The organism is Palleniella muris, from assembly GCF_004792655.1.
Lineage (GTDB): Bacteria > Bacteroidota > Bacteroidia > Bacteroidales > Bacteroidaceae > Prevotella > Prevotella muris_A.
In genome coordinates, this window is record NZ_SRZC01000008.1 from 14560 (window position 1) to 34993 (window position 20434).

Here is a 20434-nt window from a genome sequence, read left to right on the forward strand (position 1 = left end):
GTTATAATGTTTCTGAAATTTATCTGCCGACTTTTTGTATGCAGATTTGACATAACTGGTTGTCGAATAGTATTAAAAGAACAATGCCACAAAATGGAGATTATACCCATTTGGTGGCATTGCACATGTATGTCCACAAGTGATTATTTCCTGAATCAGTTCACAGGAACGCTGATAGTTGCAGATTTGACGCCACTTGCCTTTGCTGTGAATTTCAATGTACCTGGCTTGTTTCCGGAACGAACGATAGCTGTGGCAGCACCGCTGAAGAGTTTCATCTCCGGTTTATGGAACGGCAACAGGCATTTTGCATCACCGTTTGCTGTCGCCTCGAATGCTCCGCAGCCCTCGACAGAGAACTTCACAAGACGCTCATCGGTAGGAACGATGTTGCCGTCTTTGTCAGCTACCTGAACAGTGATATACAGCAGGTCCTCACCATCGGCAGCCAACGATTTGCGGTTTGTGGTAAGCATGATGTGGTGAGGCTTGCCTGCTGTCCGTATTGTTTTCTCGGCAGCTTTCCGCCCCTCTTTGTCGTACGCCACAACCTTCACCTCTCCCGGAGTGTAGACCGTCTCCATCCACATAAGGCGGTAACGGTTCTGCCATGTGGAGTTGTTCTTTTCCCTCACGCCCTGGCTTTTTCCGTTGATGAACAGTTCTGCCTTAGGATAGTTGGTGTAGACCATAATCGGTGTAACCTCCCCTTCACGTCCTTTCCAATTCCAATGAGGAAGGATGTGGAGGGTGTTGTCCTTCTTGTTCCATTGTGAGCGGTAAAGGTAATAACGGTCCTTTGGCAGTGAAGCAAGGTCAATCATTCCGAACATGGAGCTATGGTTAGGCCATGCGTCTGTGTCATAAGGAGAAGGCTCTCCAAGATAGTCGAAACCTGTCCACACAAACTGTCCGAGAACCCAATCGTGGTCGTCATCGCGTGCAAAGTCTATATCGGGGATGTTCGACCATGAACAAGTCTCGTTGTCATAGCTTGAACACTGGTTGTCTGGATGTGTCTCTGTATGGCGGGCATTAGTTCCAGGCATCACCAAAGGGAAATGGTAAACGCCGCGAGAGGATACCGTTGAGGCTGTCTCCGAACCAAGAACCATCTGCTGAGGCATACGTTTATAGATGTCCTCGTAGAACTGTGGCTTGTAGTTGAAGGACGGAATGTCGAGTGCAGCGGCAAAACCATTGTCAAGGACAGATCTTATCTGGTCCATGCCGCAAGTGACAGGGCGTGTCGGGTCAAGTTTGTGGACAAGGTCCTGAAGCATTACCAGCTCGTTCATTCCCACCGGTCCCCACTGCGAAGGCACTTCGTTGCCTATCGACCACATGACGACAGAAGGATGGTTGCGGTACTGTTCCACCATGTTTGTTATGTCACGCTCCGCCCATTCGTTGAATACTGCGCCGTAGCCGTTAGGCGATTTCGGACGGAAGCCCCAGTCGTCAAACGGCTCAATCATGAGCATCATGCCCATCTCGTCACACAGTTCCACAAGTTCAGGAGCAGGCATGTTGTGCGAAGTGCGTATGGCATTAACACCAATATCCTGCAACATTTCTATCTGATGACGCAAAGCCGACTTGTTGACAGCCGCTCCCAACGGTCCGAGGTCGTGATGATTGTTCACACCCTTGAACTTAGTATGCTCGCCATTGAGGAAGAATCCTTTTGCCGGAATGTACTCTATGCTCCTGATTCCGAAGCGAGTGTCGTAGACATCGACAGTCTTTCCGCCTACGGAAAGAGTAGTGCGTGCAATGTAGAGTGCAGGATCTTCTGTCCCCCACAGCATCGGTTTCTCCACAAGAAAGTTTTGCGCAAAGTCCTGTCCGCGTGCTATATAGGTGGAAGAGTCTGATGCCACCTCCTTCCCGTCAGGAGAGATTATGACTGTTTTCACACCGACAGCGTCGCCATAAGGCCATTTCTTGAATTGGCGCGCGCCTTCAATCTTCATGTGCAGGCTGACGGTTGCATAATCCTTGCACACTTTCGGTGTGGTGACATAAGTGCCCCAGGTTGGAATATGCACCTTGTCTGTCATGACAACATGCACGTTGCGGTAGATGCCTGCTCCCGGATACCAGCGTGATTGCCCATCCTTATTCTCGCAGGAAACCTCCAGTTGGTTGCTACCGGGCTTCACTGTGCCGTCTACAGTGCAGTGGAAAGAGTTGTAACCGTATGGCCATGCAGCCACATCCTTGCCGTTCAGCTTTACACGGGCGTTGCTCATGACACCGTCAAAGACAAGTGTGACGGTCTTGCCTGTGGTGTCCGGAACCTCGAAACTCGTGCGATAGACACCTTTCCCGATAAAAGGCAGACCGCCCGTCCTGCCTGTTTTTTCAGTTGCTTCCTTCTCTCCGTTCTGCTCTACGGCAACGACTTGCAGGTCGTTCTTGCGGTCAAAAGGACCGTAAATCGCCCAATCGTGGGGCACGGAGACGTTTTCCGCACTTTTGGCATTGAACACTTCACCTTTCGAGAACTGCCAATTTTTCTTCAATGTCTGCACACTGCGCTGCGCATAGGCTGTTCCGTTGCAGCAAAAAGCTGTCAAAACGGACAGCATAACTATTTTTGAATCCATATTTTTTTGAATGTTTTTTATCGGTTAATCTTTTTTCTGTCCTTTGAAATGAGCAGTCCCGGCGTAGACGCATCGACACGTTGGCCATTCAGGTTATACCACCGGGTGGCTTCATTGTTGCCTTGTTTAGTAACGCCATCTATTCCCGTCCCACTGCTGCCATACGAACATAGCGTACGGAATGCTGATGATGCACGACCGGTTGTTGGGTCAAAAAGTGGCGCATTGTACCACCCAGAGAGGTTTGTGTTATAAGGATTGTACTCCATCCACCACCAAAGCAGCCCGTTGACAGACTTATGCTTCTCCACAGTTGCAACCAAGTCTTGCATGAATTTCATCTGACCGGCGTCAGAGATAGGCCAAATCGATGTGTGGTCAATAATGTCATTGTATGGAACCTGCCATTTCAGACCATATCCGGTCTCCACAATCATTATGTTCTTTGTCCTGAATTCCGTCTCAAGGGCAGTCAGAGCCTTGTCTAACTGTGCCATGTCACCATGCCAAAAAGGATAATAGCTCAGTCCGATGATGTCGTAATCTACGTTCATTTCCTGCATCTTACGGTAGAAGTTTGTCATCACATCAATCTGCAAAACTCGCTCGGTGTGCAAGACAATCTTTGCCGAAGGGACAACTTCGCGGCACGCTTCTATGGCACGGGAAAGGAGTTTGCCGAAGCGATCCCAGTTAGCATTGCTGCCCATAAACGCCTTTTTAGGAGATGTAGTGCCAAGGTTGCCCCACAGCATACCATAGCTTATTTCATTGCCCGGCTGGATAAAAGTCGGAGTAACACCGGCTTCCTTCAATGTGAGCAGCGACTCTTTGGTGTATTCATAAATCTTGTCACAAAGTTGTTCATCATTCATATTCTCCCATTCTATAGGAGTCCATTGCTTTGCCGGGTCTGCCCATGTGTCGGAATAATGGAAATCAAGCATCAGACTGTGCCCAGAATTGACAATGTCCTGACACAACGGCAGAACAAAATCTATGTCCTGGCAGGCATTCGAGTCATACCTCGTATCTGCATTATTATCATTCGCATGAAGTACCTTGTATTTTTTCGGGTTGACGAAAAGCCGCACACGCATCGTATTCATACCCTCTTCATGACACCACGGCAGGAAATCCACAACGGCCTTCCCTTCATGGTCAAAGTATTTTGCACCGGCATTCACATAATTAGGGAGGAGGGATATGTCCCCACCTACATAACGTTCCTGAGCCTGCACAGACGTTGCCACAAAGAGCAGCCCTGCCAAGAGTTTCTTAATGGAAATTCTCATTGTCTTATCTTTATCATAAAGCAAAATCACCACCCCCCCAAAAAACATGATTGGCAATCTTGTCTTTGCTTTTCTTTATACAGTTTTGTTTTTATCAGGTAAATATTTTACAAATATAGCAATTATTTGAAATATTACAAAACAAATTACAGAAAAATATTGCTATTCACACTTCTTGCCTCGCAAAAATGCCTTTACAAAGACGAAAAACGATATATCCATGCCATTGTTTTGGGCTAAGACTGTGTATATACTCATAATACCGTGCCATAAAAGCTCTCGCCCGACATGAACTGCCCCTTTTTAGGGACAATTATTTCGTCTTTGGCTGGAGAGAAATAAGCACGGTTCTATTTCCTGAGTCTTATAGGACAGAGCCATCCTTTCTCAGCAATCATCGTGTCTACCGCCGGAAAGGAGAATGCAGCATCATTGTCCTTTCACTCCGGATAGGAGCAGGAGCATCGTGGCATTCATGCCGTTGTACTCTCTTCCGTACATGTTGCGTGGCTATGCAAGTGATTCCGTGAACCAAGGCTTTTGCCAATTTGACTTTTCGATCTCTGAAATCTTGTCAATCATGAGGTCTGCGAACTGCTGCAGTGCCTTCTCTTCATAGTTTGTCTGTTTCATCGTTCTTTGCTTTATAGGGTTTATCAAAACTAAAGGCTCATTATGTCAATAAACTGAATGTCAACAATGTTTGTCAGGCTCTCAACCTTTGACTGGGCTTCTGCCTCGTCGTAAGCTGACACTTCGAATTCTTCAAAATCATCGTCCTCGCCATAGACGCAAACTTGATAAATCTTGTCCATTACGTTGTTACGCTTGCGATAATGTGTCCTGCAACCTGTGCTGAGTTCTGTGAAGATAGCTGTGTGTACCATTTTTATAAATTTTAATTGATTGACTTTTTTATTTTTTACGATGCTAACAGAGGAGCAAGTGAAGAGGAAGCAGCACCGGCAAGGAACTAGCTTAACTTTTTTTGTCTGTATCAAAGAATAGTTTTTTTTACAGACGGAGGAGGCAAAAAAAACAAAAAAGTTCAACAGCACGCCTTGCAGTTCCTCCTTGCCCTAACTTTGCAGAGGAAAAAATAACAAGTCAGTCAATGGCACGGAATAATGCGAATGGCACACACGCTTATCTCAGAACGCCAGGTGCAGGACATATTTTTGCATGTGTAACAAAAAAGCGGACAAGCCGGGTTTGCGGTATCAGCGATGACGATGATAAAATAATGCTGTCAACCGACAAAGGCTGAGAGGCTGTCAAAGAAACAAGAGCCAACAGCTACACATTCAGTTTGTTGTCATAATGAGCACAACCACACCATTAACCATAAGAGCAAAGAACGGTGGAGCGGACTTGGGGACAATGCAGGCACAAAAAAGGCCGCCGAATCTCACGAGCAGACGACCAAAAAAATTGTAAATTATAAAAAGTAAAATGGGCACAAGCCTTATCCGTAAGTGTTCACGATGCCGGCACGCACATGTGACTGTGGGAATCTTTCAACGCCGATGCAGAGCGTGTCAAACGCATCCGAGCCGTCGGTACGGCTTTCGAGCTTGTCTTCTTCTGTTTCGACAAGTTTCTCCCCACGCTTGTCCTTCTGACCGTTGTAAACGCCCGCCGAGGTGATGGAGATGAGAAAGTCGGGATTGTTGTCCCTGTTTATAAGCACCATGAACCGCGAGCGTCCCTTGAACATCCTGTTTATGAGCGCGTTCTTGTCAATGTGCTTCATAGGCTGACCGATATACACGGCCTTGACCACCCACTGTGCCTTGCGCAGCAAACGCTCAATCTCGGAATGGAAATCATTGTTATGCAATGCGTAGTTATTGCCGACGAAGGTGGCATCATAATAGAAGATGACCTGCTTCCTCCTGTGCCAGCGATAGTATGCGAGGAAATCATCGATAAGCTCCGGAATTTTCCTTTCATACTTGACGTAGAAAGACTTCAGGACACGAAGCTTGCCATCCTCTCCCACCTGCCCGACCACAAGCCAGTTGATGTTGGCGTTAGCGTCGAGAGCTATTATCAGCGGTAGTCCGGTGTCTGCAAACCAAGTGAAAAACGGTTAACGGAAATACAAGCCGGAATCCGTGAAATCGCAAAAGAACTTAACAGCGTCAACCTCGGTTGATTCTGAATACTTTCAATTTTTAATAGAACACGTTGACTCCTCTGGTGCGCGACGCATCGGGGGAGTTTTCATGTCTAAATGTTAAATTATAGTATGGTAGTAAAAATAGTACCGGAAATACTTGCACAAAAGTATAAAAAGCACTACCTTTGCATTGCTAAACAAAACTATTAAGATAATGAATTTATAAAAGGTACAAAGTAAAAGAGGTCATCAAGTTGCTTGAAGCTGATGGATGGTATCTCGCAAGGACAAGAGGAGACCACATGCAGTACAAGCACAAAACAAAGAAAGGCACTGTCACCGTGGCAGGAAAAACAAGTGAAACACTTGAACAAGAGATTTTGAACAGCATTTGGAAACAGGCAGGGTGGAAATAACCACCCTACCTTCCAACAACAAGAATAAAAGAAATACAAGATTATGGAAAAAATCAAGGTAGAGGTAAGATGGAGTGACAAGAATTTTTGTTGCGGTTGGGCTTTGGAAGGTGTCGGAGCTGTCATGGCTACCGGAAAAACACTTTCAGAGTTAAAGCAAAAGTTTCATGACGCATTGAGTTTCCATGTTGAAGGCATGCAGGAAGACGGTGAGAAGCTACCGCAGTGGCTTGCTGACGGCGACTATATAATAGAGTACGACCTTGACACCACAGCTCTCATCCGTTACTCTGAAGAGTTCACAACCATGGCAGCCATCAGCCGTGCATCAGGCATCAACGCCCGTTTGCTCAGCCATTATGCCAACGGAATCAAGACACCACGCGAAAAACAGCGTGCACGTATCATCGAAGGACTTCACAAGATAGGTCAGGCTTGCATGGCATTATCCTAGGTTTTGTTTAGCGGCAACCTTTAGTGCATATTCCTGACCTTGAACTCTCCCGATGGAGAAACAAAACAATAAATTTTGATTCCCTCGGTGCGTGAGCATCGGGGGATTTTCCTGAGCAAAACCACGAAACACCATGCAGAACCTGACTAAAAAAGAAAAAGACTTTATCATCTTCCTCGTCACCACCATCAGCGGTGAGGGCGGAAGGATGGACTTGGTAAGCCTAAAGTATGTCTACCTGAGGAAATACAACAATGATTTTGAACTCGAACTGCTCTTTGAATCGCTGATGAGCGACGAAACCTATTTCCGCTGGCTCGGTCAGGCATACATAGAGATTACCGCTGAGGGGCAGAGAATAGCAGAGAATGGCGGATTCGAAGACAAAACCGTAAGAAGCTATCCGCTCGTGGACTACGACCTTTTCCCCATAAGAGAAGACTGTCGCATAAGCAAAAAGAAAATATGTAAGGACAAAATTGTGACAGCATGTAAGGTTATCGGTGGAGTCATCGACGAGGTGCCTCTTGGCACAATCAACGCATACATGCAGCTCAACAACTACACCCTTGCCACTCTTGCTGACGGGTCTGTCGCATGGGCGATATGGCGAAAGCCTCTTGACCCTGAGGGCTAAAAACGAAAAAACATTTTTTTTACATCTTCCTAAAAAAAGGGCAGTTCGTCGTGATGACGCACTGCCCATTTTTTGATACCTTACATGAACCCATTGAAATGCTTCGTCACATCATCCACATTCCCATCCTTGCCCACCAGATACCTGTTTGTCGTCGAAATATCCGTATGCCTCGCCTGTTCCTTCGCCGTCACCACGCCGCAGGCGTTCGACAAGTCCCTTATGCCTGAGTCCTTCAAAGAGTAGAATTGGTAAGTCATCGGGAAGCAAAGCACATGGCGCAGCTCCTCAAACTTCTTCCTGAAGATGTCAGACCGTGCCATCATGTTGCTTGGCTGCATGTCCTTTCCGAAGAGGAAGAAACTGTCGGGATAGTCGAAGACCTCCAGCTCTACCAGCAACCGCGCCACATTCTCGTTCAAAGCGATGAGACCGTCACGGTTGTTCTTGCTCACGGAGGAAGGGACGAACAACGTAAGGTCAGACATTGAAATGTCACGGATTCGGATCTGGACAAGCTCAATGGGGCGAATCATCTCGTAATACTCAAACATGCATGCAAGCAGGAAACGCTTGTCGGTTATCCTCAGGTGCTCCGACAGCTTCCTGATGTCAGCTGTGGAAAGAGGCTCACGGAATTTCTTTTTCTCCGGCAACGCCCTTATGCCGGCTATCGGGTTGGAGTCAAGGTAGTTCCTTTCCACAAGCCATGAGCAGAACGCCGAGCACCATGTGCGGTAATTGTTCCTGGTTGTGCTGCTGTTGACACGGTCAAGAAACACATAGTCAAGGAAATCGACAAAGAAAGAAGTGTCGACGCGCCCGATTTCAAGTTCCGAAAGCCTGCGGTCTTCAATATATTCGCTGAGGATGCTGATTCTTGAAAAATAGTCGACCTTTGTCTTCCACTTCATGTGCCCCTTCTCCGCCATGGAAGCTATGTAACGCGAGTACAAGCCGATGACTTTGGCAACCGTGGCACTGCGACGGAGCGACAGCGCATCAGCGGCCTCCGCCTTGAAGAACATGTTGAAAACCTGTGCGGACAGTTGCGCAGCCATCATGTCACGCTCACGGCCTTTCTTGTAGCGGTTGAGCATGATCTTGTGGCGGACATACTTGTTCGTCGTCTCGTCAAGAGTACAATAATAGATGTAATCGTCCTTTCCGTTTGAGCTCTGAGCACGCTTGCATGGTTTGAACTTTGGTAAGAACTTAAACGGGGTTTTGTCGTTCAACTGCCCCTGTGAAGGCTCTTTAGATTTTTTGTTGTTTGTTTCGTTTTTTAAAAACATTTTTTTTACATTCTTTGGAGTGAAGAATGCAAGTGATGTCCGAGAAGGACTTATGTTTCTTAAAAGAAAAAGCACAATTCCCTGAATATCAGGAAACTGTGCTTTTCTTAGTTGCGGAGGCCCGACTCGAACGAACGACCTCCAGGTTATGAGCCTGGCGAGCTACCAACTGCTCCACTCCGCGATATAGATTCTGAAAACCATCGGCAACACTTTGTGTTAACATTGTTTTCAAAAGCGAGTGCAAAGGTACATATTTTTTGTGAACTGTGCAAATATTTTCCCACTTATTTTCTATAAAAAGTCAAAAAGGCTTATTATGCTGCATATTTTCAGGTAATAATTTGGCTATATGGAATAAAATTTCTACTTTTGCACAGAATTGAGTGATGTGCAATGAATATTCACTTGCAAGCACCTATACCTATTATTATATGTCAGTATCAAAAACAAGACAGCATTTTGTTAATGTCGCGCGGCAGCTTTTCGCCAAGAATGGTCTTGGGAACACGACCATGAACGACATTGCCCTTGAAGCAGGAAAGGGGCGCAGGACTCTGTACACTTATTTCGAGAGCAAGGAGGAAGTTTACTCCGCCGTTATTGAGTATGAGTTGGAGCGTCTTTCTGAGCAGCTTGACCAAGTTGCGGAAAAAAGGATGCGCCCTCAGGAGAAGATTATAGAGCTGATTTACACCCATCTTCACATGATACGTGAGACAGTTGTCCGCAACGGCAATCTTCGTGCAGAGTTCTTCCGCAACATTTGGATGGTGGAGAAAGTCAGGAAGAATTTTGATGATGACGAGATAGAATTGTTCCGCAAGGTCTATGCAGCCGGAAAGGAAGCCGGAGAGTTTGAAATAGACGATGTCGAACTGACAGCAGCCATAACACATTATTGCATCAAAGGACTTGAGGTTCCATACATTTACGGACGTTTGGGAAAAGGTGTCACAGACATCAGCACCCGTCCGCTTGTGGCAAAATTTGTATATGGAGCATTAGGCAAGAGCAAAGGATTTTAGAATTAAAAGACAAATAGTTCGAAGAACGAAACTAAAAATATTAAAAACACAACAATTTATTATGGGATTATTATCAGGAAAGACAGCCCTCATCACAGGTGCTGCGCGCGGTATCGGCAAAGCCATCGCGCTTAAGTTTGCAGAAGAAGGAGCAAACATCGCATTTACAGACCTCGTACTTAACGACGACATGGCAGCCGGACTTGAAGCCACACGCAAAGAAATCGAGGCTGTTGGTGTAAAGTGCAATGCTTATGCCGGCAATGCTGCTGACTTTGAGGAGACAGAGGCTCTCGTCAAGAAGGTAAAGGAAGAGATGGGCTCAATTGATATTCTTGTCAACAATGCCGGCATCACCAAGGACGGTCTTATGCTCCGCATGACAGAGGCTCAGTGGGATGCTGTCATCAATGTGAACCTGAAGTCCGCGTTCAATTTCATCCATGCCTGCACCCCAATCATGATGCGTCAGAAGGGCGGTTCTATCATCAACATGGCTTCTGTCGTAGGTGTTCACGGTAACGCAGGACAGTGCAACTATGCTGCATCAAAGGCCGGTCTTATAGCCCTTGCAAAGTCTATCGCACAGGAAATGGGTGCAAAGGGTATTCGTGCCAATGCCATTGCTCCGGGCTTCATCGAGACAGCAATGACAGCACAGCTGCCTGACGAGGTTCGCAAGGAATGGGCTAAGAAGATTCCTCTCCGCCGTGCGGGACAGGTTGACGACATCGCAAACACAGCTGTCTATCTTGCTTCCGACCTCTCAAGCTATGTCAGCGGACAGGTTATCCAGGTTGACGGTGGCATGAACATGTAATGCGTGTAGTATACGAAGACAACCACATCATTGTGGTATATAAAGAAAGTGGGGAGATTGTCCAGGGCGATAAGACCGGCGATGTTCCCCTTTCGGATATTGTCAAAGGATATATCAAGGAGAAGTACCAAAAGCCGGGAAATGTTTTTCTCGGCGTGGTACATCGCCTTGACCGTCCTGTTTATGGCCTTGTCCTCTTTGCACGCACGTCAAAAGCCCTTCCGCGCCTTAACAAGATGTTCCAAAACAAAGAAGGCGAGGAAGGAGTAAAAAAGACCTATTGGGCTATTGTGCCTAAAGCGGAGGAAAAGAAAAGCAAGAACGCAGAGGTTTTGCCTGATGGTTTCACGCGGCTTACCCATTGGCTGTCAAGGAACGAAAAGCAAAACAAAAGCTACGCCTATGACAGCGAGAGGCATGACACGAAGAAAGCCATTCTCGAATATAAAATCATCGGCAGTTCCGACAGATACCAGTTGGTGGAGATACGACTGCTTACAGGACGCCACCACCAAATCAGATGCCAACTTGCGAAAATAGGTCTTCCTATAAAAGGAGACTTGAAATATGGCGCACCGCGCTCTAACCCCAACGGCAGCATATCATTGCTAAGCCGCAAAATGGAATTCATACACCCTGTATCGAAAGAGCCTATCTCTATCACCGCTCCTTTGCCTGACGACAAACTATGGAAGGCAGTAGAGCCGTAAAACAGGATTTAGTAATAACATACAATAAAAGCAAATGGGCAAATCTGCATGATAGAAGAATTTTTCGTTTGCCTATATCAAAAACAGCTTTGCCCATTTGCTTGACCAACGTAATAAAACAAGGTATCAGTTTTGAGAAAATCATTCTATTGGCTGATTGGCATTGCAGCATCACCATTCGTTATATTTCTACTACTGACATTGCTGCTTTATTGTCCTCCTGTCCAAAAGTGGGCGGTAGGCATAGCTACTGAGTATGCGTCTGACGCCACCGACATGGAAATATCCATTGAAGATGTACGGTTGCGTTTTCCTTTGGACCTCAAACTCAATGGGGTAAGAGCCCTGCATAGGAATGACTCTCTGCCACAAGTGAAAGACACACTTATTGACGCACAGGGAATACTATGCGACATACAGCTACGTCCATTGTTCGATGGTAAAATAGAGGTTGATGCCCTGCAATTTGACAATGTCATACTAAACACGAATGGCTTCATCTCCGACTGCCGCGTGAAAGGCAAAGTCGGAAGAGTGCATGTAACCTCCCATGGCATAGACCTTAAGAATGATTCTGTCCTTATAAACAAAGCACGGATGACAGGTGCCGACCTTGACATCTGCCTCTCGGACACAGCGAAAGAGGACACCACAAAATCAGAAACACCTTGGCTTGTAAAAGTAAAATCCCTTGACATTGCCAAATCAAAGGTAAAAGTGCATCTTCCCGGTGACACACTGAACATCACTGCCGGAATAGGTGCCTTCAACATCAAAGACGGAGCATTCGACCTGAAGAATTCCGAATACAAACTTGCTTCTGCCACACTTGCTGACAGCAAATTACAGTATGACAACAGATTTGAGACAAAGGTTAAAGGACTTGACTACAATCATATTGACATAAGCAAACTTAACATAAGCATTGCTAATCTGTTATTCAAACAAAACGAAAAAGACTATAACCTTGCACTGCTTGTAAGGGACAGCCATCTTTATGAAAAATCAGGGCTGACAATCAAGTCGTTAAAAGGAAAAATCAGCCTTGACACAACCGCTGTCCACATCAACGATTTGGCACTCACGACTCCCTACTCTACAATAACAGGAAACACCGACTTTGATTTTACAACCTTCAACACATCAAACCCAGGAAAGACAAGTGCATGCCTTGACGCATCACTCGGAAAGGAAGATGTGATGATATTTGCTGCAGCATATCTTCCTAAAGACATCAAGCGCCTGTGGCCGACAAAACCGGCAACTGTCAAAGGTTGCATCGATGGTAATATGAAGCGCATGGAGATTAATGACATTGTCGTCAATATTCCGACATTGATGTCCGGAACATTGACGGGCACTCTCCGCAACCTTGATAATACAGACAAACTTTCCGCCAAAGCCAGTCTGAAAGTCCAAGCACCAGGCAACAATGGCAGCATTGCCGGCACTGTCGCTTACGACATGCGCAGCGAGGCATATAGTGCAAACCTTGACATCCGCAGACTCAACCTTAACAAATACCTGCCAAAGCACGGGCTTGGCAGGATGTCAGGCACAGTACGCATCAACGGAAACGGTACAGACATATATTCCAAAAGAACCAAAATCAATGCCATGGCTAAGATTCATGGCTTCCGCTATGGGCAATACGACCTGGGCGGAGCCTCTGCGTCCATGTCCTTAAAGAATGGCATAGCACATGCTGAGATACACACACCATCTGAAATACTCAACACAGACCTTGTCCTTGACGCACAAATGATTAAGAAGGGCGTAAAGGGCAATATCGCCGGCGAGGTGAAGAACATAGACATGTATGCCTTACGCCTTGTTGACACTCCATTGTCAACATCGATGAAGGCTTCCCTTGCTCTCTCAAGTGACATGAAGGACAACCATGCCATCAACGGAACTATATACAATTTCACACTGAAAGACTCTGCCAAGGTACACTATGCCTACAACATAAACCTCGACGCATTTACCCGACGTGACACAACACATACCCATTTTGACTGCGGGGACCTTATATTCAAGACTGATTTCAGCCTTGGATACAAGAAACTCATGAATCTCGGCAATGCCCTTGCCAACGAAGTGAAATCACAAATCAGCAACCGTGTCATTGACGAAATAGCATTACGCAGCAAACTCCCAAAAGGCAGACTATATGCAAGAGCAGACAAAGACAATCCTATCGCACGCATGCTCAATGGGCTTGGCTATTCTTTCGCCTCTGTTTACGCAGACATGGATATGTGCCCTATAAAAGGCATAAACGGAGAAATGCAGCTTGACACACTTATCGTTGGTGGCATGCAACTTGACGACATACACCTTGAACTGCAGTCCGAGCAAGACAAAATGGACTACAAGCTCATTGTACAAAACGGCAAAGACAATCCACAATATTCATTCAAGGCTGACACTCATGGTGCCTTGCGTCCGAACAGCCTGACCCTGTCAATGGCTCTTGACGACAAAGCCAGCAGAAGAGGACTTGACATAGGGCTCTCTGCAATGATGACAGAAGATGGCATCAAAGTTGCCATTGACAGTGACGAGCCAATACTTGGATACAGAAAGTTCAAAGTCAACAAGGACAACTACATAGCTTTCAGAAATGACATGCGTGTATCTGCAAAGGTACAGTTGCATGACAACGCAAACACAGGTATACAGATTTATACAGACGATGAGAATACGACGGCACTGCAAGACGTTACCATGTCTGTGACCAATCTCAACCTTGCTGACATCATCTCCGTCATACCATACATGCTGGACATCAAAGGCACTGCCAACGGTGACTACCATATCATCCTTAACAAGGAGGACATGTCTATATCTGCAAATATGGACATCCGCCAATTCACCTATGAAGGTTACAACCTCGGCAACCTGTCTACGGAACTGGTGTATATGCCTTTGAGCGATGGTTCACACCATATAGACGGCGTGCTCTACAAAGACAACAATGAAGTGGCTTCCGTACAAGGTGCCTACCATTTCATCAATGGCGGCGACCGCATTGATGCAGAAATAGACATGAAAGAAATGCCACTGAACCTTGTCAACGGTTTTATTCCTGACCAAATTATTGGTCTGGAAGGCTCTGCCGTGGGCCACCTTACAATCAAGGGAGAACTGGACAGACCGGACATTAACGGCACTGCCGACTTGTCACGTGCACAGCTTGTTTCCGTGCCTTACGGAGTGAAACTCAGGATGGACAGCAAACCTGTAGCCATATCCAACTCAAGCATCAAGTTCAACGACTTCAAATTCTTTGACTCCAACAACCAAGCTCTTACCGTCAACGGCACTTACAATTTTGCCGACTTGAGCCACATGCGTGCTGACATGCGTATCTCGGCAAACAACATCCTTGTCGTTGATGCCAAAGAAACACGCAAATCACTTGCCTATGGAAAAGCATACATCAATTTCCTTTGCACCGTAAAAGGCGAAGTCGATGCTCTCAAAGTGCGTGGCGGACTTGAAGTATTGCCTACAACAGACCTCTATTATATCCTGAACGACTCCCCTATCACCACGGACAACAGACTCAAGGAACTTGTGGACTTTGTGGATTTCTCAGAGAAACAGACTCCGGTGTCCTCTCCACCAACAGTTGATGGTATCTCCATCGACCTCAATGTGAACATATTGGACGGTTCACACATCACTTGCTGGCTTAACCCTAACCACAGCAACTACCTTGACATTATCGGCAACGGCAACTTGCGTTTCCTCTATCAGCAGGATGATATGTCCATGACAGGAAGATACACCATCTCTCAAGGAGAAATGAAATATTCCTTGCCGGTCATACCTCTGAAGACCTTCACCATCTCACAAGACTCCTACATCGAGTTTACCGGTGACATAATGAACCCGAAACTCTCAATCACAGCCATAGAGAATGTACGTGCCAACGTCAGCGCTGCCGAATCAAACAAGACAGTAAACTTCCAGTGTGGAGTTGTACTGTCAAAGACATTGAACGACATGGGACTGCAATTCATCATCTCCGCACCTGAAGACCAGTCGGTGACAGACCAACTCAACATGATGTCCATGGAGGAAAGAGGCAAGATTGCTGTAACAATGCTCACTACAGGAATGTTCCTGACAGGAAACAGCACCTCCAATTTCTCAATGAACTCCGCACTGAGCAACTTCCTGCAGTCACAAATCAACAGCATCGCAGGCAGTGCCATGCGCACACTGGACCTCAGTGTGGGACTTGAGAACACAATTCAAGAGGATGGAACTATGCGTACTGACTATGCTTTCAAGTTTGCGAAACGTTTCTGGAACAACCGTCTCTCAGTCTCATTAGGAGGAAAAATCGCAACAGGCCATGAAGCTGACGGAAAGACAGCCTCCATTTTTGACAATGTGGAAGTGCAGTATCGTCTGCATGAAACCTCTAACCAATATCTGCGCTTGTTCTACAAACATGATGTCTACGACCACTTGGAAGGATATGTTGACCAGTTTGGAGCCGGTTACATGTACAAACGCAAATTCAGCAACCTGTACGAACTCTTCCACCCGTCATCATCCAAAATGCCGGACAACCAAACAAATAGCGGTGTAAAAACAGACTCTATAACAACAAGAAAGGATTCTATCAATGCAAAATAAACAATCATTGACACGCACCATACAGTTTCTGCTTCTGACTCTCTCCATTACAGGATGCTCCACAACATCTTCACTTGAACCGGGTGAGCAACTGTACACAGGAATGAAGCCAACAGAATACATAAAAGACAATACCACCCCTTCATTGACATCCGTCTCACAGAAAGACCATTTCATTGACACAAAGGAAGAACTGGAAGCAGTGCTCGCATGCGCCCCTAACGGTGCACTGTTCGGCTCTTCCTACTACCGCACACCATTCCCTTGGGGACTGTGGATTTGGAATGCTTTCTCACAAAAGAAAGGGGCTATCCCAAAATGGCTGACCTCCAGTTTCGGAAAAGCACCTGTGCTAATCAGCGATGTCAAACCGGAACTGCGCATGTCAGTGGCAAAGACCGTACTTGAAAACAACGGCTATTTCCGTGGTAACATCCAATATAAGATTCATGAGGGCAAACCTACAACCACACGCCGTGACAGTGTCCTGCGCCCACATAAAGCGAAGGTCAGCTACACTGTTGACATGGGACCGGTATTCACCATTGACAGTATTGCTTACAAAGGCTATACCGAGGAAGAAATGGCACTGTTCAATGACAGCACTACATTCCTTCACAAAGGCGACCCGTTCTCTGTCAATGCACTTGACAATGAACGCGCACGGCTCTACAACATCTTCCGCGACAATGGCTACTATTTCTACAAACCGCAATATGCAAAGTATGCTGCCGACACCATCAAGGTTCCCGGTCATGTGCAGCTTGTAATGCACAAAATAGACTCTCTGCCTATAGAAGCAAACAAGAAATGGTACATCGGAAAGACAAATTTCCATATACGCCGCAATTTTGCAGAACAACTTACAGATTCTATCACACACCGCACCCTAACAATACACTATGCCGGAAAAAAGCCAGCCGTAAGACCAAGAATTGTGCTTAAGGACATTCTGCTGAAACGGCGCCGCCTTTTCTCACAGGCAAACTATGAAGAATCTATGTCGAGATTGTCACAAAAAGGAATTTTCTCTTACGTGAACATCAATTTCACACCAAGGAACATGCCGACAACTGACAGTCTTATGACAACAACCGACTCGGCAAAGACTGATTCATGCTTTCTTGACATGACTGTCGACTGCATCCTTGACAAACCGTATGATATTTCCATGCAGGCCAACTACACCCAGAAGTCCAACGGACGCCTTGGTCCCGGAGCCGGCGTGAGCTTCTCTATGCGCAATGCTTTCCGAGGAGGAGAACTGCTGTCATTCAATGTTTCAGGAAACTATGAGTTCAATGTCGGGAAAAACAATGCCGGTAAGAAAGGAAGCTATAACATCATCACCGACATGACACTCGAACTGCCTCGCCTCCTTCTTCCCAACTGCATGCGTCCGGACATCAACCGTGCCCGGAGAATGAGAGCAGCAAACCGTACCACACCGCTGTCACTCATGCATACATCAGCAAACACAATCCTGCGCATCGCACGCGAGACAATCAACAGGACAGGTTCCTACCGGAGACATGTGCTGTCAGGTGAGCTTACTTATAACTACAAGCCAAACGAGGTGTCACGCCACTCGTTCACACCACTGAGTATCGACTACTCCTATGTAGCCGAAAGTACAGAAGAGTTCTGGGACAAAATGGAGAACTCCGTTGTCGCCCTTATTGCACTGGAAGACAACTTCCTGCCGAAAATGCGTTACTCCTATACCTACACCTCACCTTCCACAAAACGCCATCCAATCTATTTCTCCGGAACAGTGACGGAATGTGGAAATGTTGCTAACGGAATCCTGTCACTCGGGAAACACCACTCATGGAGCGAGGAAGGAAAGACAATGTTCAATGCGCCTGTGGGACAATTCATGAAACTTGACCTTGAGTGGCGCAAACTATGGCGCGTAAGCACAAATGCAAGCCTCATCGCACATGCTGCAGGAGGTTGGATGATTACTTATGGCAATACAAGCTATGCGCCATTCTCAGAACAATACTATGTCGGTGGTGCCAATGACTTGCGCGGCTTCTCAACACGCAGTGTCGGACCGGGCTCTTTCCGCTATAACGACCCAGACAATATCGGTATTGACAACAAAGAGATGAACTACCTGCTGGCAAACGGTGACATGAAACTGAAATTCTCTCTTGAATACCGCCCACGGCTCTTCGGCTCACTTTATGGTGCCGCATTCATTGACGCCGGTAATGTATGGTGTCTTGACAAAAGCCGCAGGGACACAGAAGGAATGGGGTTCAAATTCAAGAACCTCCCTAAAGACCTTGCCGTAGATGCAGGTGTAGGCATACGCTATGACCTTGACTTCTTCATCATACGCCTTGACTGGGCATTCATTGTCCATGCCCCATACGACACCGGCAAAAGCGGATATTTCAATACTCCGAGATTCAGCAAGGCACAATGTCTCAACTTTGCCATCGGCTACCCATTCTGATGATAGAAAGTTATTCTTGCGACAGCACGGACAACAACAATAATGGATGAACTGCCCACAGGCAGATTCAATATACAATGTGTTGATTATGGACTTCCAACCGGAGGCTATACACCGGAACTACCGCATCGTCAACATCCTTCAGGACTTCGGGCGCACACTCGGTATGACCTCGGCACAGGTGGCTCTCGGATGGCTTCTGCATAAGGCTCCGTGGATGGTGCCTATCCCCGGAACGACAAAACTCTCACACCTTGAAGAGAATCTCCTCACGCCGAACTTCCAACTCGCTGACAGTGAATGGAACGAACTTGAACAGCGCGTCTCTGCCATCCCTGTAGTCGGTGACCGATACAATGCCGAACAGCAGAAACAGGTTGGATTCTGACAAGCATCTGTGGAGTGATTAAAACAACAAACATAAAACCCATAAAACCCACCAAACAAACCAACACACCATGACACATCAACTGCTTTTCATAGGGAGCATAGGTATGCAGGAAATGCTTCTTATCACCTTGGCTATACTTCTCCTCTTCGGCGGCAAAAAGATTCCCGAGCTCATGCACGGCGTGGGAAAAGGGCTACGCTCCTTCAAGGAGGGAATGAACGGCATAGAAACGGACCTCAAAGAAACTCAAAAACAATCCACTAACAACAAAACCTGATTATTCTATATCCCCAAACGTCTCGGACATGATTATGGAATGTTGCCTCTCGCATTATGAAAGATAACCATTCACATTGGAAAAGGTTACACTCGGCTTAACAAAAGGTAACGTTTGAACGTGAAAAGGCTTACCTTTCGTTTAATCATCCATATTTTAACATGTGTTATATTTTCAATTTACCAAAAAATGCAATATCATTGTCATTATGCAAGCTATTATCGGTATTTTACTTACATAATGAACAGAATCGAGTTGCAGGCTCATAGACATTGAGAAACTTGATTATCCTGAACACGCATATTCACACACAATTTTCAGTCATGCCTCACAGAATATCAGTATTGGCAACAACAGAAAACACTGACATACAATGACATATACCTACAGAAAGAGCAGAATCGGAATAACTCTGATTCTGCTCTTTCTGTAGGTTCTGTTTATTTCGTACTATTGGTGTCCGGTAAAAACGCAAATACATCTTTGATTGTGTACGCAATTTCCGGATGTTTCCGGACAGAGAACCGCGTTAGCTTTGACAAGACAAGCCCATTTTGAAGAAGAACCTCATAAAATGGGGATATCTAAGAACTTTGCTGATTGTCATTGTTTTTTACCGAACATCAATAATTTCGCACAAGACAAGAAACGCGCCTCTGTACATACATATCTGCCACTCTTGTCCACAACAGTGTCAAACAGTACTTTTCCGTCATAGTCAGCAAGGACATTGCGGATATGTTCTGCTGAGCCGATGCCTATCCCGAGGAGCTTGATGAGTGCTTCCTTCTTTGTCCAAAGGACGGTGAACAGCAGGTCTGTCTCAGCAGAAGGGCGTGGCACAGATGTGTCCGGAGAGGAATAATGGATATGATGAAACTCATCGTCCGACAGGGTGCACTCCGCCAGAAAACGCTTGTAGCGCCCTACCCTCTCAATGTCTACTCCGACCGGGGCATCATCGACAGCACACGCCACAGCACAATGGCAGTGGGAAAGGTTGAAATGCAGTTCCGGATGTCCCTTTATCGACGGCTTCCCATGCTCTCCGATGACAAACTCCAAGTCACGTATTCCGGTCATTTCCTGCAGCAGGCGGAATGCCATTACCGATTCCCTGCGCCCTGTCATGTGCTTGTAGCGCAGGGCTTCCTGCCGCCGCCACTGTGGCAACAGTGCCATTTCGGCTATAAGAGTATCCTCGCTTACCGTCTCTATATTGTCGTTTATTCTCAGCAATGCCTTTCGTTCGCT

16 protein-coding genes, 1 tRNA gene and 1 pseudogene are annotated in these 20434 nt (G+C 46.3%); 10 read left to right on the forward strand and 8 right to left on the reverse strand.

What is annotated here, in order from left to right; translation table 11 throughout:
* Positions 1-155: 155 nt before the first annotated feature.
* From E5358_RS06060 to E5358_RS06080, 5 genes are all read right to left on the reverse strand, one after another.
* On the reverse strand, positions 156-2612 hold the full coding sequence (locus tag E5358_RS06060) for a glycoside hydrolase family 2 TIM barrel-domain containing protein (RefSeq protein WP_135939342.1): 2457 nt from the start codon (positions 2610-2612) through the stop codon (positions 156-158).
* Positions 2613-2629: 17 nt separating this feature from the next.
* Positions 2630-3907 (reverse strand): glycosyl hydrolase 53 family protein, encoded by a 1278-nt coding sequence (locus E5358_RS06065; RefSeq protein WP_135939343.1) that lies wholly within the window; start codon positions 3905-3907, stop codon positions 2630-2632.
* A 510-nt stretch (positions 3908-4417) separates the two neighbouring features.
* Positions 4418-4540 carry an ssDNA-binding domain-containing protein gene (locus tag E5358_RS06070; protein WP_135939344.1) on the reverse strand — a complete coding sequence of 41 codons (123 nt, stop codon included), beginning with the start codon at positions 4538-4540 and terminating at the stop codon, positions 4418-4420.
* 29 nt (positions 4541-4569) lie between these two features.
* Positions 4570-4794 (reverse strand): hypothetical protein, encoded by a 225-nt coding sequence (locus E5358_RS06075; RefSeq protein WP_135939345.1) that lies wholly within the window; start codon positions 4792-4794, stop codon positions 4570-4572.
* A gap of 578 nt (positions 4795-5372) precedes the next feature.
* Positions 5373-5921, reverse strand: a complete 549-nt coding sequence (locus E5358_RS06080; protein ID WP_277821183.1) for a hypothetical protein — start codon at positions 5919-5921, stop codon at positions 5373-5375.
* A gap of 356 nt (positions 5922-6277) precedes the next feature.
* On the opposite strand from E5358_RS06080, the gene E5358_RS06085 reads away from it, so the two are divergent.
* The 3 genes from E5358_RS06085 (at position 6278) to E5358_RS06095 (ending at position 7536) form a co-directional block, all read left to right on the forward strand.
* Positions 6278-6445 carry a type II toxin-antitoxin system HicA family toxin gene (locus E5358_RS06085; RefSeq protein WP_422121065.1) on the forward strand — a complete coding sequence of 56 codons (168 nt, stop codon included), beginning with the start codon at positions 6278-6280 and terminating at the stop codon, positions 6443-6445.
* Positions 6446-6488: 43 nt separating this feature from the next.
* Positions 6489-6899, forward strand: a complete 411-nt coding sequence (locus tag E5358_RS06090) for a type II toxin-antitoxin system HicB family antitoxin (protein WP_135939346.1) — start codon at positions 6489-6491, stop codon at positions 6897-6899.
* 133 nt (positions 6900-7032) lie between these two features.
* Positions 7033-7536, forward strand: coding sequence for a hypothetical protein (locus E5358_RS06095; RefSeq protein WP_135939347.1), 504 nt, complete (start codon positions 7033-7035; stop codon positions 7534-7536).
* A gap of 80 nt (positions 7537-7616) precedes the next feature.
* On the opposite strand, the gene E5358_RS06100 is transcribed toward E5358_RS06095, so the two are convergent.
* Both E5358_RS06100 and E5358_RS06105 read right to left on the reverse strand, forming a co-directional pair.
* Positions 7617-8831: a tyrosine-type recombinase/integrase gene (locus tag E5358_RS06100; protein WP_135939348.1), complete on the reverse strand. Its 1215-nt coding sequence runs from the start codon at positions 8829-8831 to the stop codon at positions 7617-7619.
* Between the two features lie 111 nt (positions 8832-8942).
* Positions 8943-9015, reverse strand: a tRNA-Met gene (locus tag E5358_RS06105).
* Between the two features lie 250 nt (positions 9016-9265).
* Between E5358_RS06105 and E5358_RS06110 the strand changes: the two genes are divergently transcribed.
* The 7 genes and pseudogenes from E5358_RS06110 (at position 9266) to E5358_RS06140 (ending at position 19180) form a co-directional block, all read left to right on the forward strand.
* Positions 9266-9859, forward strand: a complete 594-nt coding sequence (locus E5358_RS06110) for a TetR/AcrR family transcriptional regulator (protein WP_135939349.1) — start codon at positions 9266-9268, stop codon at positions 9857-9859.
* 61 nt (positions 9860-9920) lie between these two features.
* A complete protein-coding gene (fabG, locus tag E5358_RS06115; protein ID WP_135939350.1) occupies positions 9921-10679 on the forward strand; it encodes a 3-oxoacyl-[acyl-carrier-protein] reductase in 759 nt (252 codons plus the stop codon).
* Positions 10679-11389 carry an RluA family pseudouridine synthase gene (locus E5358_RS06120; RefSeq protein WP_135939351.1) on the forward strand — a complete coding sequence of 237 codons (711 nt, stop codon included), beginning with the start codon at positions 10679-10681 and terminating at the stop codon, positions 11387-11389. The genes fabG and E5358_RS06120 overlap by 1 nt, the downstream gene beginning before the upstream one ends.
* A 132-nt stretch (positions 11390-11521) precedes the next feature.
* Positions 11522-16045, forward strand: coding sequence for a translocation/assembly module TamB domain-containing protein (locus E5358_RS06125; protein ID WP_135939352.1), 4524 nt, complete (start codon positions 11522-11524; stop codon positions 16043-16045).
* On the forward strand, positions 16035-18512 hold the full coding sequence (gene tamL, locus E5358_RS06130; protein WP_135939353.1) for a translocation and assembly module lipoprotein TamL: 2478 nt from the start codon (positions 16035-16037) through the stop codon (positions 18510-18512). The genes E5358_RS06125 and tamL overlap by 11 nt, the downstream gene beginning before the upstream one ends.
* A 94-nt stretch (positions 18513-18606) precedes the next feature.
* A pseudogene (locus tag E5358_RS06135) lies at positions 18607-18900 on the forward strand (aldo/keto reductase); the annotation flags it as partial.
* 70 nt (positions 18901-18970) lie between these two features.
* The gene (locus E5358_RS06140) at positions 18971-19180 is read left to right on the forward strand and encodes a Sec-independent protein translocase subunit TatA/TatB (RefSeq protein ID WP_135939355.1); all 210 of its coding nucleotides are present in this window, start codon (positions 18971-18973) and stop codon (positions 19178-19180) included.
* Positions 19181-19783: 603 nt separating this feature from the next.
* Here E5358_RS06140 and E5358_RS06145 read toward each other — a convergent pair.
* A complete protein-coding gene (locus E5358_RS06145) occupies positions 19784-20419 on the reverse strand; it encodes a 4'-phosphopantetheinyl transferase family protein (protein ID WP_135939356.1) in 636 nt (211 codons plus the stop codon).
* Positions 20420-20434 lie beyond the last annotated feature (15 nt).

What these genes read in the sequence shown, in the direction of transcription:
- E5358_RS06060 (WP_135939342.1), bottom strand. Translation starts at nt 2,612, where the DNA reads ATGGATTCAAAAATAGTTATGCTGTCCGTTTTGACAGCTTTTTGCTGC.
- E5358_RS06065 (WP_135939343.1), bottom strand. Translation starts at nt 3,907, where the DNA reads ATGAGAATTTCCATTAAGAAACTCTTGGCAGGGCTGCTCTTTGTGGCA.
- E5358_RS06070 (WP_135939344.1), bottom strand. Translation starts at nt 4,540, where the DNA reads ATGAAACAGACAAACTATGAAGAGAAGGCACTGCAGCAGTTCGCAGAC.
- E5358_RS06075 (WP_135939345.1), bottom strand. Translation starts at nt 4,794, where the DNA reads ATGGTACACACAGCTATCTTCACAGAACTCAGCACAGGTTGCAGGACA.
- E5358_RS06090 (WP_135939346.1), top strand. Translation starts at nt 6,489, where the DNA reads ATGGAAAAAATCAAGGTAGAGGTAAGATGGAGTGACAAGAATTTTTGT.
- E5358_RS06095 (WP_135939347.1), top strand. Translation starts at nt 7,033, where the DNA reads ATGCAGAACCTGACTAAAAAAGAAAAAGACTTTATCATCTTCCTCGTC.
- E5358_RS06100 (WP_135939348.1), bottom strand. Translation starts at nt 8,831, where the DNA reads ATGTTTTTAAAAAACGAAACAAACAACAAAAAATCTAAAGAGCCTTCA.
- E5358_RS06110 (WP_135939349.1), top strand. Translation starts at nt 9,266, where the DNA reads ATGTCAGTATCAAAAACAAGACAGCATTTTGTTAATGTCGCGCGGCAG.
- fabG (WP_135939350.1), top strand. Translation starts at nt 9,921, where the DNA reads ATGGGATTATTATCAGGAAAGACAGCCCTCATCACAGGTGCTGCGCGC.
- E5358_RS06120 (WP_135939351.1), top strand. Translation starts at nt 10,679, where the DNA reads ATGCGTGTAGTATACGAAGACAACCACATCATTGTGGTATATAAAGAA.
- tamL (WP_135939353.1), top strand. Translation starts at nt 16,035, where the DNA reads ATGCAAAATAAACAATCATTGACACGCACCATACAGTTTCTGCTTCTG.
- E5358_RS06140 (WP_135939355.1), top strand. Translation starts at nt 18,971, where the DNA reads ATGACACATCAACTGCTTTTCATAGGGAGCATAGGTATGCAGGAAATG.